The sequence below is a fragment of the Alloalcanivorax sp. C16-1 genome, assembly GCF_046507805.1.
Classification (GTDB): Bacteria; Pseudomonadota; Gammaproteobacteria; order Pseudomonadales; family Alcanivoracaceae; genus Alloalcanivorax.
On sequence record NZ_JBKFTK010000001.1, the window covers coordinates 1,000,927 to 1,016,730 of the forward strand.

General features: G+C 67.4%; 12 protein-coding genes. 8 read left to right on the plus strand and 4 right to left on the minus strand.

What is annotated here, in order from left to right; translation table 11 throughout:
- The first annotated feature begins 168 nt into the window (after positions 1-168).
- Positions 169-747, plus strand: coding sequence for a DUF2780 domain-containing protein (locus ACLD0W_RS04800; protein WP_410306352.1), 579 nt, complete (start codon positions 169-171; stop codon positions 745-747).
- Positions 748-805: 58 nt separating this feature from the next.
- Here the strand turns inward: ACLD0W_RS04800 and ruvX are convergent, their stop codons facing one another.
- The 4 genes from ruvX to gshB all read right to left on the minus strand — a co-directional run bounded on the left by ruvX (position 806) and on the right by gshB (position 3,728).
- Positions 806-1,210 (minus strand): Holliday junction resolvase RuvX, encoded by a 405-nt coding sequence (gene ruvX, locus ACLD0W_RS04805; RefSeq protein WP_410306805.1) that lies wholly within the window; start codon positions 1,208-1,210, stop codon positions 806-808.
- The gene (locus ACLD0W_RS04810; RefSeq protein ID WP_410306353.1) at positions 1,210-1,773 is read right to left on the minus strand and encodes a YqgE/AlgH family protein; all 564 of its coding nucleotides are present in this window, start codon (positions 1,771-1,773) and stop codon (positions 1,210-1,212) included. The genes ruvX and ACLD0W_RS04810 overlap by 1 nt, the downstream gene beginning before the upstream one ends.
- Before the next feature lie 55 nt (positions 1,774-1,828).
- Positions 1,829-2,698, minus strand: a complete 870-nt coding sequence (locus tag ACLD0W_RS04815; RefSeq protein ID WP_410306354.1) for an energy transducer TonB — start codon at positions 2,696-2,698, stop codon at positions 1,829-1,831.
- Between the two features lie 82 nt (positions 2,699-2,780).
- On the minus strand, positions 2,781-3,728 hold the full coding sequence (gene gshB / locus ACLD0W_RS04820; RefSeq protein WP_410306355.1) for a glutathione synthase: 948 nt from the start codon (positions 3,726-3,728) through the stop codon (positions 2,781-2,783).
- 312 nt (positions 3,729-4,040) lie between these two features.
- Here gshB and pilG point away from each other — a divergent pair, with 312 nt between their 5' ends.
- From pilG to ACLD0W_RS04855, 7 genes are read left to right on the plus strand one after another with little or no spacing between them, the layout of a single operon-like run.
- The gene (pilG, locus tag ACLD0W_RS04825) at positions 4,041-4,418 is read left to right on the plus strand and encodes a twitching motility response regulator PilG (RefSeq protein ID WP_067606169.1); all 378 of its coding nucleotides are present in this window, start codon (positions 4,041-4,043) and stop codon (positions 4,416-4,418) included.
- 44 nt (positions 4,419-4,462) lie between these two features.
- Entirely contained in the window at positions 4,463-4,831 is a 369-nt protein-coding gene (gene pilH / locus ACLD0W_RS04830) for a twitching motility response regulator PilH (RefSeq protein ID WP_204426765.1), read from the plus strand.
- A gap of 7 nt (positions 4,832-4,838) precedes the next feature.
- Entirely contained in the window at positions 4,839-5,387 is a 549-nt protein-coding gene (locus tag ACLD0W_RS04835) for a chemotaxis protein CheW (RefSeq protein ID WP_410306356.1), read from the plus strand.
- A gap of 49 nt (positions 5,388-5,436) precedes the next feature.
- Positions 5,437-7,461, plus strand: a complete 2,025-nt coding sequence (locus tag ACLD0W_RS04840) for a methyl-accepting chemotaxis protein (protein ID WP_410306357.1) — start codon at positions 5,437-5,439, stop codon at positions 7,459-7,461.
- A gap of 31 nt (positions 7,462-7,492) precedes the next feature.
- Complete coding sequence (locus ACLD0W_RS04845) at positions 7,493-8,368, plus strand: CheR family methyltransferase (RefSeq protein ID WP_410306358.1); 876 nt, start codon at positions 7,493-7,495, stop codon at positions 8,366-8,368.
- 16 nt (positions 8,369-8,384) lie between these two features.
- Entirely contained in the window at positions 8,385-14,750 is a 6,366-nt protein-coding gene (locus ACLD0W_RS04850; protein WP_410306359.1) for an Hpt domain-containing protein, read from the plus strand.
- On the plus strand, positions 14,750-15,763 hold the full coding sequence (locus tag ACLD0W_RS04855) for a chemotaxis protein CheB (protein ID WP_410306360.1): 1,014 nt from the start codon (positions 14,750-14,752) through the stop codon (positions 15,761-15,763). Before ACLD0W_RS04850 ends, ACLD0W_RS04855 begins: the two co-directional genes overlap by 1 nt.
- The last annotated feature ends 41 nt before the right edge of the window (positions 15,764-15,804 follow it).

Below are 15,804 nucleotides of genomic sequence, written 5' to 3' on the forward strand. Positions count from 1 at the left end.
GGATGATTCGAACCGGCGTAGAGTAGCAGATCGCCGGCGCGCCGTGCGTCTTTTGCGAGCCGCGCCAACCTGCCGGAGCCCATCCTGGTTTACACTCGCGCCACGGCCACCGGCGCCGGAGCGGCGTTAGGGGGTTCATCAACATGGATACGGAAAACAGGAATTAGGATGACACTCTTTACCAAGAGCATGGCCTTTACCAAGAGTATAGCAGCGGTGGCCCTGGTGGCCGCGTTCGCGCAACCGGTTCAGGCGTTCGACCTCAAGGGCGCCATGGATTCCGCCAACAAGGCGGTGGATCAGGCACAGAAAAAAGCCACCGACGCCACCAACCGATCCCAGGCCACCGTGGACGGCGCCCGGCTGGCCGGCGACACCGCCACCCTGGTGAACGATCTGTCCAGTCAGCTCGGTGTGTCCACCGAACAGGCCGCCGGCGGCACCGCCGCGCTGTTCTCGCTGGCCAAAACCCAGCTGTCCGGCGACCAGTTCAGCGGCGTCACCGACCAGGTCTCCGGCCTCGGCACCCTGCTCGGCGGTGGCCAGGGCGCCGGCGGCGGCCTGCTGAGCGGCGTGCTCGGCAACGTGAAGACCCTGGCCGGCGTGCAGCAGGCGTTCAACGCCCTGGGCCTGAGCCCGGAAATGATCGGCCAGTTCACGCCGATCATTACTCAGTTCCTGGGCAACCAGGGCGTGGCCGGCCCGGTCATCGGCGCCCTCCAGAACCTCTGGGCCCCGGCCACCTGAGCCTGATGCCGCCGACGCCCTCAGCGGCGTCGGCGGCGTGCCTTGAGCCGGGCGCCCGTCACGGCGGTATCGGCTCGGCGCCGTTCAGCAGCCCCTCGGCGATCACCACCGCGGCCATGGAGTCCACTTTCGGGTCCGGGCCGCGCTGGCCGGTGCGTTCGCGGGCTTCGCGGGTGGACAGACGCTCATCCACCATCACCACCGGCAGGCCGAAGCGGCCGTGCAGCCGGCGGGCGAACTTGCGCGCGCGGGCGCTGGAGGGGCTTTCGGTGCCGTCCATATTGAGCGGCAGCCCCACCACCAGAGTGTCCGGGCGCCATTCGTCGAGCAGGGCCGTCACCCGGTCCCAGTCCGGCTGGCCGTTGTGGCTGGGCAGCGGCGGCAGAGGCGAGGCGGTACCGATCAGATCATTGCCCGTGGCCAGGCCGATCTTTTTGGTACCGTAGTCGAAGGCCAGCAGGATCAACCGTGGCCCACCTGGGTGGCGATCAGGCTGATGTCCACGCCGAGGCCGGCGGCGGCGGCCTGCCAGCGTTGATTGAAGGGAGTGTCCAGCACCAGTTCCGGGGAACTGGCGGCGCTCAGCCAGACGTTCTCGGCCAGCTCCTGTTCCAGTTGTCCCCGGTCCCAGCCGGCGTAGCCGAGGCACACCAGGGTGGCCTCCGGGCCCTCGCCCAGGGCGATGGCTTCCATGATGTCCCGGGAGGTGGTCAGGCACAGGCCGTCGGCCAGCTGAATACTGGAGTCCCACAGCCGCGGGGTGCTGCGGTGCAGCACGAAACCGGAGTCCTGCTGGATCGGGCCGCCGGCCACCACCTGGTGGTGCTCGGACGGGGGCACTTCCACCTCGATGTCCATGTCCGCCAGGATGTCGTTGAGGCTCAGCGATACCGGTCGGTTCAGCGTCAACCCCATGGCGCCTTCGTCACTGTGCTCCACCATGTAGGTGACGGTGTGTTCGAAGTTGGGATCGTCCATCTGCGGCATGGCGATCAGAAGCTGATGTTTGAGGCTGGCGTTGTCCATGGCCACAGTATCCGGCGCGGCCCCGGCGAGGGCAAGGGAACAAGCGCCGCCGGCGCTACTGGGACGACACCCGGCGCCCGGCGTCGAAGCGCCAGGTGCGGATGATTTCCAGCACGTCCATGCGCTCGCGCATCTCGTCGGTGAACGGCTCGAACGGCGCCGCCAACCGCACGCTCTGGATCGCCGCCTGGTCCAGGAACCGGTGCCCGGAGGATTCCAGCACCTTCACTTCCTCGATGTCGCCGTTGCGGCGCAGCGCCACCATCAACCGCACCCCGCCGAAGGTGTTGTTCTCCAGGGCCTGGCGGGGGAAGTGGCGGGTGCCGGCCACCTCCACCTTGCGGCGGAAAGCGTCGATGTAGGCGGCTTCGTAATGGGCCTTGGCGGACACCGAGGTGAGCCGGCGGATGCGGGGCCGCTTGGCGTAGGCCTGCTTTTGCTGATCGAGGCGCGCCTGCAGGCTGGCGATCTCCCGGCTCAGTTCGTCCATGTTGTCCCGCTCCGCCTTCTGACGTGGCGTTTTTTCCTGGCGGTCGCTCTGTTCGCTTTCCTCGGGCCGGTCGCTGCGCGCGCGGGTGACGATGATCTTCTGGCGGGTGACCGGGCGCGGCTCCCGGGCGGACGGCGCCTGCAGCTGCACGGTGTCGGTGTCCGGGTCGCTGAACGGGGCGGTTTCGGTGGTGGTCAGCTCACGCTTCTCCGCCTGGTCACCGGCACCGGCCTGGTTGGCCTGGGCGATGAAATCGGCCTCTTCCGGTTCCTGGTCGGCGCGGTGCATGGCCAGGGTCACTTCCAGGCTGTTGGGCGCCGCGCGCGGCTTCTCCGGCGCGAAACGGACGCCGAACAGCACCACGCCGTGCACGGCCAGGGCCAGAAACAATGTGAAGCCGAGCCGGTCGGCGGCGGTTACCTGAGGAGCAGCCATGAAGGATCTTGTGTCTTTATTATCGTGCCCATTGTCCCCGGAACACGCCACGCCGCCCAGGACGTAGCGCGCATTTCCCCGATCAGCCGCGCAGTTCCAGCAGGGCGTCGAACAGCTGGCCGGCGATATTGATGCCGTAGATCTGGTCCAGCTCGCGCACGCAGGTGGGGCTGGTCACATTGATCTCGGTGAGGTAGTCGCCGATCACATCCAGACCCACGAAGTAGAGCCCCTTCTCGCGCAGCACCGGGCCCACCTGCTGGCAGATCCAGCGATCCCGGTCGGTCAGCTCACGCCCCTGACCGGTGCCGCCGGCGGCCAGGTTGCCCCGGAATTCGCCTTCCTTGGGAATGCGGGCCAGGGCGTAGTCCACCGGTTCGCCGTTGATCATCAGGATGCGCTTGTCGCCGTCCTTGATCTCGGGAATGAAGCGCTGGGCCATCACCGGCGTTTTGCCGTTCTCGGTGAGCACGTCGATGATCACGCTCAGGTTGGCGCTGCCCGGCTCGATGCGGAACACATTGGTGCCACCCATGGCGTCCAGCGGCTTCATCACCGTGTCACCCTGCTCCTTTACAAACTCGCGCAGACGATCGGCGCGGCCGGACACCAGGGTGGGCACGCAGCACTGGGGAAAATCGGTGGCGAACAGTTTTTCGTTGCTGTCGCGGACACTGGCCGGTCTGTTGACCACCATCACGCCTTCGCGCTCCACCTTCTCCAACATATAGGTGGCGTACAGATAGGCGGCGTTGAAGGGCGGGTCCTGGCGCATCAGGATCATGTCCAGACCGGCCAGGGGCCGGGGCGCCGGCTCGCCAAGTGTGAACCAGTCGTCATTATTGTCGCGCACGGTCAGGTCGCGGGTTACCGCCCGCACCTCGCCGTCGCGCACGTACAGATCGGCGGGCTCCATATAATGGATGGCCCAACCGCGCCGCTGGGCTTCCAGCAACATGGCCAGGGTGGTGTCTTTCCAGGGTTTGATGTGGTCGATGGGGTCCATCACCACGCCGATGTTCAGGCTCATGGAGGCTCCAGGAAATAGTCGCGGCAGGGATGCCGGGCAATGGTATCAGTGCCTCGCGCGGGCCGCTACGGGACGCTTTTCTCAGGTCCCACAGGGTCTTATAGATTGAATGTAGAAACTGTGTTAAAACCTCGGCTTGGGCTGTTTCACCCAGTAGGGCCTCCGAACAAAGTCGTAACGGGGATCAAAGAAGAGGCTCACCGGACCCATAATAACTCTGATTTTCGGCGTCGCCGGACGGCGGCTGTGCCCGCGCCTCCCGCTGACATGACGTTGCGGCCCGTAACGGTTCACGATTGAAGGCAGTTCTCCATGACTGACAATTTCCAAGACCTGAAGGTAATGGTGATCGACGACTCCAAAACCATTCGTCGTACCGCCGAAACCTTGCTGAAGAAAGCGGGCTGCGAGGTGATTACCGCCACCGACGGGTTCGATGCCCTGGCCAAGATCGCCGACAGCAAGCCGAGTATCATTTTCGTGGACATCATGATGCCGCGACTGGACGGCTACCAGACCTGTGCCCTGATCAAGAACAACAGCGCCTTCAAGGCGACGCCGGTGATCATGCTGTCCTCCAAGGACGGCCTGTTCGACAAGGCCAAGGGCCGGATCGTGGGGTCCGACGAATACCTGACCAAGCCGTTCTCCAAGGACGAACTGCTGGGCGCCATTCGTCAACACGTTTAATACCGCTTCAATGCAGCCGCGACGCTCAACCCGAAGAGGAAAAGATGGCACGCATTCTGATCGTCGATGATTCTCCCACCGAGTGCTACAAACTGCGGGAGATCCTGGAAAAACACGGCCACCACGTCCTGGAGGCCGCCAACGGCGCCGACGGCGTGGCGCTGGCCCGCTCCGAACTGCCCGACCTGGTGCTGATGGACGTGGTAATGCCCGGCCTGAACGGCTTTCAGGCCACCCGGCAACTGACCAAGGGCGCCGATACCGCCCATATCCCGATCATCATCGTGACCACCAAGGATCAGGAAACCGACCGGGTCTGGGGCAAGCGTCAGGGCGCCCGCGATTACCTGACCAAGCCGGTGGACGAAGACGTGCTGCTGCAGACCGTGGACCGGCAGCTGACCGGCGCGTGACGCATCCATGAGCACCGCCGCCTCCGCCGCCTTCGTCAAACTGGCGGACTATCTGGTCCGCTGCCGCCGGCTGGCCGCCAGCCTGCCGATGCAGGAAGACGCGGTCGACTACTGGAGCGGCGTGGGCTTCACCCTGGACCGTCACCGGCTGGTGGCGCCCATGGACGAGGTGTCGGAAATCCTCTCGGTGCCGGCCTACACCCGGGTGCCCGGGGTGATGCCCTGGATGAAAGGGGTGGCCAACGTGCGCGGCCGCCTGATGACGATCATGGATCTGAGCCGTTTCCTGGGCCGCGCTTCGGAGCTGCAGGAACGACGGCGCAGATTGTTGGTGTTGGATCAGCACGATCTTTATACCGGAGTCATCGTGGATGAGGTGCAGGGCATGCAGCACTTCCCCCTCGATGCCTACCGGCCGGTGCCGACCGCGGAGTACGAGGACCTGGGGCCTTATCTGCGTGGCGGCTATCTGAGGGACGGGGAACTCTGGTCCGTGTTCAGCCTGACGCGGCTGGCACAGGATCCGCGCTTCATGCAGGCGGCCCGCACGGGCTGAGGCAAGGCGCGCCGGGGAGATAAGAACAGAGCCAGGCCAGGAGCCAGTTATGAAGTTCAAACCGGGAAACGTGTTCAGCAAGGCACGGGGGAGCGCGGGGGGCAATCCGCTCAATATCGCCCTGTACATCGGGCTTGCCATTTTCATCGCCCTGGCGCTGGCCAACTTTCTGTTGTCGGCGACCCGGGCCAACCTGGCCCAGGAAAACATCACCGACGCCTCGGAACTGCGCGTGGTCTCCCAGCAGATCGCCAAGAACGCGCTGGAGGCTTCGTCCGGGAACGCCGACGCCTTCGTGCTGCTGCAGGATTCCCGTGGCGACTTTCAGGGTGCCTGGAACCGGCTCAAGGAAGAACCGGTGGCCAACGATCAGGTCAAGCAGCGCCTGCAGGCCCTGTGGGATCAGGCCAGCGAGGACACCGCCACCATTCTGAACGGCCGCGACGCGGTGCTCGACCTGCACGAAGTGGCGGATACCCTGGCCCAGGCCATCCCCCAGCTGCAATCCGAATACCAGGCGGTGGTGGACATCCTGGTGGCGACCAACGCCGCGCCCGATCAGGTGGCCTTCGCCCAGCGTCAGATTCTGCTCACCGAACGGATTCTGCGCTCCATTTCCCGGGTACTGGAAGGCGATGACAACGCGGTGATCGCCGCCGACAACTTCGGCCGCGACGCCACCGAGTTCGGTCGCGTGCTCAACGGCATGCTGCAGGGCGACCCGGCCATGGGCATCCAGCAGATCACCAACCCCGAGGCGCTCAACTATCTGCAACGGGTGTCCCGTCTGTTCGATGAATTCGTCACCCAGTCCATCGACGAGATTCTCTATACCGCCCCGGATCTGTTTCAGGTGGCCAGCGCCGCCGACACCATTTTCCGCACCTCCCAGGATCTGCTGCAGGAATCCACCAACCTGAACGAGCAGTTCGAGAGCACCACCACCGGCCTGTTCCCGTCCCTGGGGCTGGGCGCCGTGTGCGCCGGTATCGCGGTACTGATGTTCTTCCTGATCATGCTGCAGCGTAACCGCGAGGCGGCCCGCCGCCGGAACGAACTGGAAAGCGAGAACCAGCGTAACCAAGCGGCGATTCTGCGTCTGCTCGACGAACTGGGCGACCTGGCCGACGGTGACCTGACCGTGGAAGCGACGGTGACCGAGGACTTCACCGGCGCCATCGCCGACTCCATCAACTACTCCATCGACCAGCTGCGCAGCCTGGTACAGACCATCAACAACTCCGCCGTGCAGGTGGCGTCCGCCGCCCAGGAAACCCAGTCCACCGCCATGCACCTGGCGGAAGCCTCCGAGCACCAGGCCCAGGAAATCGCCGGCGCCTCGGCGGCGGTGAACGAAATGGCGGTGTCCATTGACCAGGTATCCGCCAACGCCGCCGAGTCCGCCGCGGTGGCGGAAAAAGCGGTGGCGATCGCCAACAAGGGCGCGGAAGTGGTGCAGGCCACCATCCACGGCATGGACACCATCCGCGAGCAGATCCAGGAAACCTCCAAGCGGATCAAGCGCCTGGGTGAATCCTCCCAGGAGATTGGCGACATCGTATCGTTGATCAACGACATCGCCGACCAGACCAACATTCTGGCTTTGAACGCCGCCATCCAGGCGTCCATGGCCGGCGAAGCGGGCCGCGGCTTCGCGGTGGTGGCGGATGAGGTGCAGCGCCTGGCGGAACGTTCCGCCGCCGCCACCAAGCAGATTGAAACCCTGGTGAAAACCATTCAGACCGACACCAACGAGGCGGTGATCTCCATGGAGGCCACCACCGCCGAGGTGGTGAAGGGTGCGCGCCTGGCCCAGGACGCCGGTGTGGCGCTGGAAGAAATTGAAAACGTATCCAAGAACCTGGCCGACCTGATCCAGAACATTTCCAACGCGGCGCGCCAGCAGGCCGCCTCCGCGGGTCACATCTCCAACACCATGAACGTGATCCAGGAAATTACCTCGCAGACCTCCGCCGGTACCACCGCCACCGCCCGCTCGATTGGCGATCTGGCGGAAATGGCCCAGGAGATGCGGAATTCGGTGGCCGGCTTCCGCCTGCCGGAACATTCCTGAGCCGGCCTGAGCCGGTTCCGGAGACGGAACCATGGGTTACGCAGTGACAGATCGCTGGTCGATCAAGAGCGCCCCCGCCATGGATGCCGAGCAGTTCCAGCTCTGGCAGGCCCTGCTCGAGGAGCGCACCGGCATGACGCTGGCGGCGGAGCGCAAGCCGTTCCTGGAGACCAGCCTCAATATCCGCATGCGCGAGCTGGGCATCGCCAGTTACGACCTGTATTACGAGCAGCTGGTCACCGGCGCCACCGAGGCCCGCGCCATGGAATGGTCGGTACTGGTGGACCGCCTCACGGTCCAGGAGACCAGCTTCTTCCGGCATCCGGGCTCGTTCGCCCTGGTGCAGGAATTCGTCGACCGGTTCGCCACCGAGCGGCCCGGCGGCGCCACCCTCAATGCCTGGAGCGTGGGCTGTTCCACCGGCGAGGAAGCCTATTCCCTGGCGATGCTGATCAACGAGCGCTTCGCCGACAGCGGCAAGCCTCTGTTCTACGGCATCACCGGCACCGACATCAGCCTGCCCACCCTGTCCAAGGCGCGCCGTGGCCTGTTCCCCCGCCGCCGGGTGGAGCAGATCGACCCGGCGCTGCGCGCGGCCTACTTCAGCGACGCTGACGGCCGCCACCAACAGGTGGCCCAGACGCTGCGCGAGCGGGTGTGCTTCGCCTATCTGAACGTGCTGAATCTGGATCAGGCACCGATGGACAACATGGACCTGATCTTTTGCCAGAACATGCTGATTTACTTCCGCCGCTGGCGGAAACGGCAGATCGTCAACCGGCTGGCCGGCCGGCTGGCACCCGGGGGATTACTGGTGCTCGGACCCGGCGAAATCACCGATTGGCAGGATCCGCGACTGGAACGTGTCCAGTTCGCCGACACCCTGGCCTTCCGGCGCCGGCAATAAGAACGCGGGAGACGTCATGAGCAACCGTCACGACTATCTGGCACTGGATTGGGTTCGTGGGGAAATCCAGGAGACCTTGAACCAGGCCCAGCAGGCCCTGGAGGCGTTCGTCGAGCATCCGGACGACGCCACCCGCTTGCGCTTTTGCCAGACCCACCTGCATCAGGTGTACGGCACCCTGCAGATGGTGGAATTCTACGGCGCCGCCCTGCTCGCCGAGGAAATGGAAAAGCTGGCCCGGGCGCTGGTGGAAGGGCGCGTGGGCAACGTAAGCGACGGCCAGGAAACGCTGATGCGGGCGATCCTGCAGCTGCCGCCCTATCTGGACCGGGTGGCCAGCAACCGGCGCGACCTGCCGGTGGTACTGCTGCCGCTGCTCAACGATCTGCGCGCCGCCCGGGGCGAGTCCCTGCTGTCCGAAACCGCCCTGTTCAAGCCGGATCTGCGCCACGCCGAAGGGCAGGGCCGGGTGCCGGAATCGGTGCGCGCCGACCCGCGCTTCCCGCAGCTGGCGCGCAAGATCCGTCAGATGTTCCAGCTGGCCCTGGTGGGCGTCATGCGCAACGACGACATCGACCGCAACCTGGGTTACATGCGCAAGGTGTTCGCCAAACTGGAGCAGGTCACCGGCGACGCCGCCCGGGCGCCGCTGTGGCGCATCGCCGACGCCCTGGCGGAGGGGCTGCGCGAGGACGTGATCGAACTGGGCAGCTCGGTGAAGCAGATGCTCGGGCAGGTCGACCGCACCCTGCGCGAACTGGCCGCCGACGGCGTCGACAGCCTGGAGCGCCCGGCTCCGCCGGAGCTGCTCAAGAACCTGCTCTACTATGTGGCCAAGGCGGACCACGACAGCCCGCGCATCCGCGAGGTGCGCGCCGGCTTCCGCCTGGACGAGGCACTGCCCTCCGACGATCTGATCAATGCCGAGCGGGAACGCATGACCGGCCCGGACGCCCTGGCCATGAGCTCGGTGGTCAGCGCCCTGTCCGAGGAAATCACCAAGATCAAGGACGCCCTGGAGCGGTTCGTGCACCAGGGCGACTCCGACCCCGCCGCCCTGGAGCCGCAGATCACCGGCCTCAAGCAGGTGTCCGACACCATCGCCATGCTCGGCCTGGGCCAGCCCCGGGTGCTGGTGGAAGAACAGCTGCGGGTGATGGAAGCCATCGTCGACCGGCGCCAGCCACCCCGGCGCGACACCCTGATGGACGTGGCCGGCGCGCTGCTCTACGTGGAAGCCACCCTGGCCGGCATCGGCGGCGACCAGCGCCGGCCGGCCTCCGCCGCCGGCGTCGAACTGCCCCGGCACGTGGGCCAGGCCATGGACGCGGTGCTGCGTGAATGCCGGGCCGGCCTGGAAGAGGCCAAGGACGGCATCGTCGAGTTCATCGCCTCGCAATGGGACCGGGAGCACCTGACCACGGTGCCGGACAAACTCAACGCGGTGCGCGGCGGGCTCGAGGTGGTGCAGTTGGACCGGCCCGCCGGCATCCTGCGCCAGTGCGTGCGCTTTATCGAGGAGCGCCTGCTGCACGGCGACGCCACCCCGGACTGGCGCAGCATGGACACCCTGGCCGACGCCATCACCTCGGTGGAGTACTACCTCGAGCGCCTCAGCGACGACCCGGAAACCCGCGACGACATCCTGCAGCTGGCCCGCGCCAGCGTCAGTGACCTGGGTTACCCGTTGCCGGAGGAAGAAGCACCCGCCGACGAGGACGTCGAGGCAACCGACGCGTCCGAACCGGAACCCCACCACGACGCCGCCATCGAGACGCCGCCGGACACCCCGGCGGAAGAGGACGACGACGATCTGATCGACGACGAGATCATCGAAATCTTCGTCGAGGAGGCCGGCGAGGTCCTGGAGGCATTGAACCAGCACTTCCCGCGCTGGGCCGCCAACACCGGCGACCAGACCGCGCTGGTGGAATTCCGCCGTGCCTTCCACACCCTCAAGGGCTCCGGCCGCATGGTCGGCGCCACCACCGTGGGCGAGCTGGCCTGGGCCATCGAGAACATGATGAACCGGGTGATCGACGGCAGCGTCGAGCCGGACGCCACCCTGATCGAGCTGGTGCGCACCGTGCACGGCCTGATCCCGGCCCTGGTGGAGGCCTTCGCGGAACGGCGCCCGCCGCCCTGGGACGTGACGCCCCTGGAGCGGGCCGCCTTTACCCTGGCGGAGGGCGGCCGGCTGGACGCGGTGCCCCGGGTCGATGGCGCCCCCTCGACGGCGCCCACCCTCGCTCCGGAAACCGCCGACGAACCACCGCCGGCGCCACCGGTTCTGGAACCGGAGCCGGAACCTGAACAGGAACAGGCGCCGGAGGACGATCCGCTGGCCGACCTGGACCACCTGGAGTTCGAGCTGCCGCCCGGGGAACCGTCGGCGCCCGCCGCCGGCGACGGTCCGGACCCGGTGCTGCTGGAGATCTTCCACAGCGAGGCGCGACGTAATCTGGCGCTGGTGGGGGACTGGCTGGCGCAACTCGATCCGGATCTCACCGAACATCGGGTGGACGACGAGGTGCACCGCGCCCTGCACACCCTCAAGGGCAGCGCCCGCATGGCGGAAATCAACGCCATGGCGGAACTGGCGGAGCCGGCGGAAAAGCTGGTCAAGGAACTGATCAATGGCGGCCACCGGGCCGACGCGGAACTGGTGGCGCTGATCGGCGCCACCCGGGAACAATTGAGCGACGGCCTGGCGCGCTTGGGCCAGGGCCCGGTGACCCTGCCCGGCGCGGCGGAGCTGATCGAGCGCCTGGTGGCGGCCCGCGCCACGCTCAACGAGCACCGCGAAGGCACCGACCCGCACATTCTGTCCGTGTTCCTTTCCGAGGGCATGGACCTGATCATCGACACCGACAAGCTGCTGGAACAGTGGGCCTCCGACCCGGCGCACACCGCCGAGCTGGCGCGCCTGCGCGACGAGCTGGCGCTGTTGGCGAACAGCGCGCGCACCGCCCGCCTCGACGAGATTCATGGCCTGGCCCAGGCGCTGGCGCTGGTGTATTCCGCGGTCAACGAGGGCCGGCTGCGCTTCAGCCCGAGCCTGCTGGAGCTGGCCCGGGAAGGCCACGAAGCGTTGATGAACATGATGGACTGTCTGGCCGCCGGCCAGACCGTGCGCGCCGAGCTGGGTCTGGTGGACGCCCTGCGCGACCTGGCCGAGACCTCCGGCCCGAACGGTCCCGGTGACGGCCCGGCCTTGCCGGCGGACGACGACACCGACCCGGAACTGGTGAGCCTGTTCCTGGAGGAGGCCGAGGATCTGCTGCTCTCCTCCAGCGAACATCTGGCGGCCTGGGAGCAGGGCGGCCAGGCCAGCCTGGCGGCCCTGCAGAGGGACCTGCACACCCTCAAGGGCGGGGCGCGCATGGCCGGCGTGACGCCGGTGGGCGACCTGGCCCACGAGCTGGAAAACCTCTATGAAATGGCCGGCGGCCCGGACCGCCCGGCGGAGCCGGCGCTGTTCGACCTGCTGCACCGGGGCCATGACCGGCTCGCCGATATGATCGACGACCTGCGCCAGGGCCGAGCCCCGGCGCCGGCGCCGGATCTGCTGGCCTCCCTGCGCGAGGCCGTGGACGGCGACCTGTCGATAGCGGCGGCGGACCCGGCGCCGACCGGCACTCCCTCCGAGCCGGACCAGGAACTGATCGCCCTGTTCGTGGAAGAGGGCCGCGATGTATTGGAGGCCGCCGGCCGCAGCCTGGACACCTGGCTGGCCGACCCGGACAACCGCCTGGAGCTGCAATCCCTGCAGCGCGATCTGCACACCCTCAAAGGCAGCGCGCGGATGGCGGACATCGGCGCCGTGGGCGAGCTGGGCCACGAGCTGGAAACGCTCTACGACGCTCTGAGCCGGCAACGCGCCCTGCTGACACCGCCGGTGGCCGCCCTGTTGCACGGTTGCCACGACCGTCTGGCGGACATGGTCGAGGCGGTGGCCGCCGGCGGCACGCCGGCCCCGGCGGACGATCTGATCACCGCCCTGGGCGAGGCGCGGCGGGCGCCCGTTGCCGCCGACGGCGACGCCGTTGAAGCGGCCGCCCCCCTCGACGGCGACCTGCCGGAGGATCTGGACCCGGAAATCCTGGACGTCTTCCTGGAGGAGTCCGAGGAGCTGGCGGAAATCATCGACGGCTGCCTGATCGCCTGGCGGGATCATCCCGAAAGCCGAGACTTCAGCGACGACCTGAAGCGCGCCCTGCACACTCTCAAGGGCGGCGCCCGTCTGGCCGGCCTGCAGGACCTGGGCGACCAGAGCCACGGTTTCGAGGGCCTGATCAACCGGCTGGAAAGCCAGCGCCGGGACCCGGAAGACGGCGATTTCGAGGCGATGCTGGCCCACTTCGACGCCATCAGCCAACGGCTCGCCGGTTTGCGCGAGCGGGTGGCGGCGCGTCCGGCGCCGGCCGGGCCGCCGGCCCCGGTGGCCGGCCCGGACCCGCAAGCGACGCGCCCGCAACGGGAGGAGCGCCGTCCCCAGACGCAGCCGCAGGAAATGGTGCGGGTCGGCGCCGACGTGCTGGAGGCGCTGGTGAACCTGGCCGGGGAAACCTCCATCAACCGGGGCCGGGTGGAACAGAGTATCAGCGAGTTCGGCTTCAACGTGGCGGAAATGGGCGCCACCGTGACCCGGCTGTACGAGCAGCTGCGCCGCCTGGACGTGGAAACGGAAGCGCAGATTCTCTCCAATTATCAGCAGGGCGTGGACCGGGGTGAGTTCGACGGCCGCTTCGACCCGCTGGAAATGGACCAGTACTCGGAACTGCACCAGATCACCAAGCAGCTGTCCGAGTCCGCCTCCGACCTGCTGGACCTGAAGAACACCCTGCTGGATCGCACCCGCGACACCGAAACCCTGCTGTTGCAGCAGCAGCGCATCAACACCGATCTGCAGGAAAAGCTGATGCGCACCCGCATGGTGCCGTTCTCGCGGCTGGTGCCGCGGCTGCGGCGCATCGTGCGGCAGATTTCCGGCGAGCTGGGCAAGCGCGTCACCTTCGACGTTCTCAATCCGGAAAGCGAACTGGACCGCACCCTCATGGAGCGGGTGGTGGCGCCCCTGGAGCATATGCTGCGCAACGCCGTGGACCACGGCATCGAGGCCCCGGAAGGGCGCCGGCAGGCGGGCAAGCAGGAGGGCGGCCATATCACCCTGGAGCTGACCCGCGAAGGCGGCGAGGTGGTGGTGATCCTGGCCGACGACGGGCGCGGCATCGACACCGAGGCGGTGCGCCGCAAGGCGGTGGAACGCGGCCTGATGGCCGAGGACGCGGCGCTGCCGGACCATGAAATTCAGCAGTTCATCTTCCATGCCGGTTTCTCCACCGCCAGCCAGGTGACCCAGGTGTCCGGTCGCGGCGTGGGCATGGACGTGGTGGCCAGCGAGATCAAGCAGCTGGGCGGCTCGGTGACCATCGACTCGCGGCCCGGCCAGGGCACCCGCTTCCTGGTGCGCCTGCCGTTCACCCTGGCCATGAACCGGGCGCTGATGGTGCGCGTTGGCGACGACGCCTACGCCATCCCGCTGAACCAGATCGAAGGCATCGTGCGCATCAGTCCCTATGAACTGAGCGATCATCTGGGCCAGGACAGTGACGGGGCGGGCGACGGTTATCACTACGCCGGGCAACGCTACGATCTGAACTACCTGGGCCGCTTCGTGCACGACGTGGCCGCCCCGAACCTGGAAAGCCAGAGCCAGCCCCTGCCGGTGCTGCTGATCCGCAGCGCCGACCACAGTGTGGCCCTGGTGGTGGACAGCCTGATCGGCTCCCGGGAGGTGGTGGTCAAATCCGTGGGCCCGCAGCTGGCCAGCGTGGCCGGCATCAGCGGCGCCACCATTCTCGGTGACGGCGCGGTGGTGATCATTCTCGATATTCACTCGCTGATCCGCGCCGCCCAGGCCCAGCAAAAGGCGCTCAGCGATGCCCACGCGCCGCTGGCGCCGCCGGTGCCGGCTCTGGACGAGGACACCCACACCCTGCCGCTGGTGATGGTGGTGGACGACTCGGTGACCGTGCGCAAGGTCACCGGCCGGCTGCTGGAGCGCAGCGGCTACGAGGTGATCACCGCCAAGGACGGTATCGACGCCATCGCCACCCTGGAGGAGAAAACCCCGGACGCCCTGCTGCTGGACATCGAAATGCCGCGCATGGACGGTTTCGAGGTGGCCACCCATATGCGCCACGACGATCGGCTCAAGGCGGTACCGATCATCATGATCACCTCGCGCACCGGCGAGAAGCACCGCGAGCGCGCCTTCGACATCGGCGTCGACTGCTACATGGGCAAGCCGTTCCAGGAAAACGAACTGCTCGCCACCCTGCGTGAACTGCTCGGCGAAACCGGGGAGGTGCGCGCCTGATGGCCGGCCCGGGGCGGGTCGGGGTGATCGCCGACGACACCCTGCAAGGGCATCTGCTGGCCGCCGCCATCAAGGGGCAGGGCTACCGGGTGCTGGTCAGTACCGCCCCGGACAGCCTGGAAGATCGCTGGCTGGAAGAGGGCGCCCTGGACCTGTGGGTGGTGGACCTGTCCCGGGAAGATCGCTGGCAGCCGTTCCTCGACCGGCTGCTGGAACAGGCGGCGGCGCCGCTGCTGTTCTGCGACGGTCAGGCGCCGGCGCGCACCGCCAGCCACTACCCGCGCTGGGAGCGGCGGCTGGTCACCAAGCTGGTGGACTACATCGGCAAACCGGCGGTGGAGCGGCTGGACACCGTGCCCCGGGTGCCGGCCCCGGCGCCGATTCCCCGGCCCCGGGAATTCCAACCGCTGGCCGACGGCGAGGGCGTGGCCGAACGGGTCTGGGTGCTGGGCGCCAGCCTCGGCGGCCCGGCGGCGGTGAAGCAGTTTCTCGACGCGCTGCCACCGCACCTGCCGGTGGCGTTCGTGCTGGCCCAGCACATCGACGCCGGCTTTCTGGAGACCCTGTGCCAGGTGCTGCGCCGGGACAGCCGCCTGGACTGCCAGGTGGCCGGCGCGGGCAGCCGCCTGGGCCACGGTCGCCTGTTGGTGGCGCCGGTCTCCGAAAGCATCGAATTCGACCGGGACGGGGGCGTGCGGCTCACCGGCCAGTCCTGGGAAGGCCCCTACGCGCCCAGCATCGACCAGGTGCTGCATAATGTGGCCGGCGGCTTCGGTGGCTGCGCCGGCGCCATCGTCTTTTCCGGCATGGGCAACGACGGCGCCATCGCCGCTCCGCGGCTGGCCACCGCCGGCACCACCGTGTGGGCGCAGACCGCCGACAGCTGCGCGGTCAGCAGCCAGCCGGATGCCGTGCGCGAAACCGGTTGTGTAAGCTACAGTGGTACACCGGAGCAACTGGCCCGGCAACTGGTGGAGCGAGTGCGCCGGGAGGTGGCCGTGGCGGCCCCCTGAGTTCAGGCTAACGAGGTCCGATACAACCATGCCCGAGGCAA

What these genes read in the sequence shown, in the direction of transcription:
- ACLD0W_RS04800 (WP_410306352.1), top strand. Translation starts at nt 169, where the DNA reads ATGACACTCTTTACCAAGAGCATGGCCTTTACCAAGAGTATAGCAGCG.
- pilH (WP_204426765.1), top strand. Translation starts at nt 4,463, where the DNA reads ATGGCACGCATTCTGATCGTCGATGATTCTCCCACCGAGTGCTACAAA.
- pilG (WP_067606169.1), top strand. Translation starts at nt 4,041, where the DNA reads ATGACTGACAATTTCCAAGACCTGAAGGTAATGGTGATCGACGACTCC.
- ACLD0W_RS04810 (WP_410306353.1), bottom strand. Translation starts at nt 1,773, where the DNA reads ATGGACAACGCCAGCCTCAAACATCAGCTTCTGATCGCCATGCCGCAG.
- ACLD0W_RS04855 (WP_410306360.1), top strand. Translation starts at nt 14,750, where the DNA reads ATGGCCGGCCCGGGGCGGGTCGGGGTGATCGCCGACGACACCCTGCAA.
- ACLD0W_RS04815 (WP_410306354.1), bottom strand. Translation starts at nt 2,698, where the DNA reads ATGGCTGCTCCTCAGGTAACCGCCGCCGACCGGCTCGGCTTCACATTG.
- ACLD0W_RS04840 (WP_410306357.1), top strand. Translation starts at nt 5,437, where the DNA reads ATGAAGTTCAAACCGGGAAACGTGTTCAGCAAGGCACGGGGGAGCGCG.
- ACLD0W_RS04835 (WP_410306356.1), top strand. Translation starts at nt 4,839, where the DNA reads ATGAGCACCGCCGCCTCCGCCGCCTTCGTCAAACTGGCGGACTATCTG.
- gshB (WP_410306355.1), bottom strand. Translation starts at nt 3,728, where the DNA reads ATGAGCCTGAACATCGGCGTGGTGATGGACCCCATCGACCACATCAAA.
- ACLD0W_RS04850 (WP_410306359.1), top strand. Translation starts at nt 8,385, where the DNA reads ATGAGCAACCGTCACGACTATCTGGCACTGGATTGGGTTCGTGGGGAA.
- ACLD0W_RS04845 (WP_410306358.1), top strand. Translation starts at nt 7,493, where the DNA reads ATGGGTTACGCAGTGACAGATCGCTGGTCGATCAAGAGCGCCCCCGCC.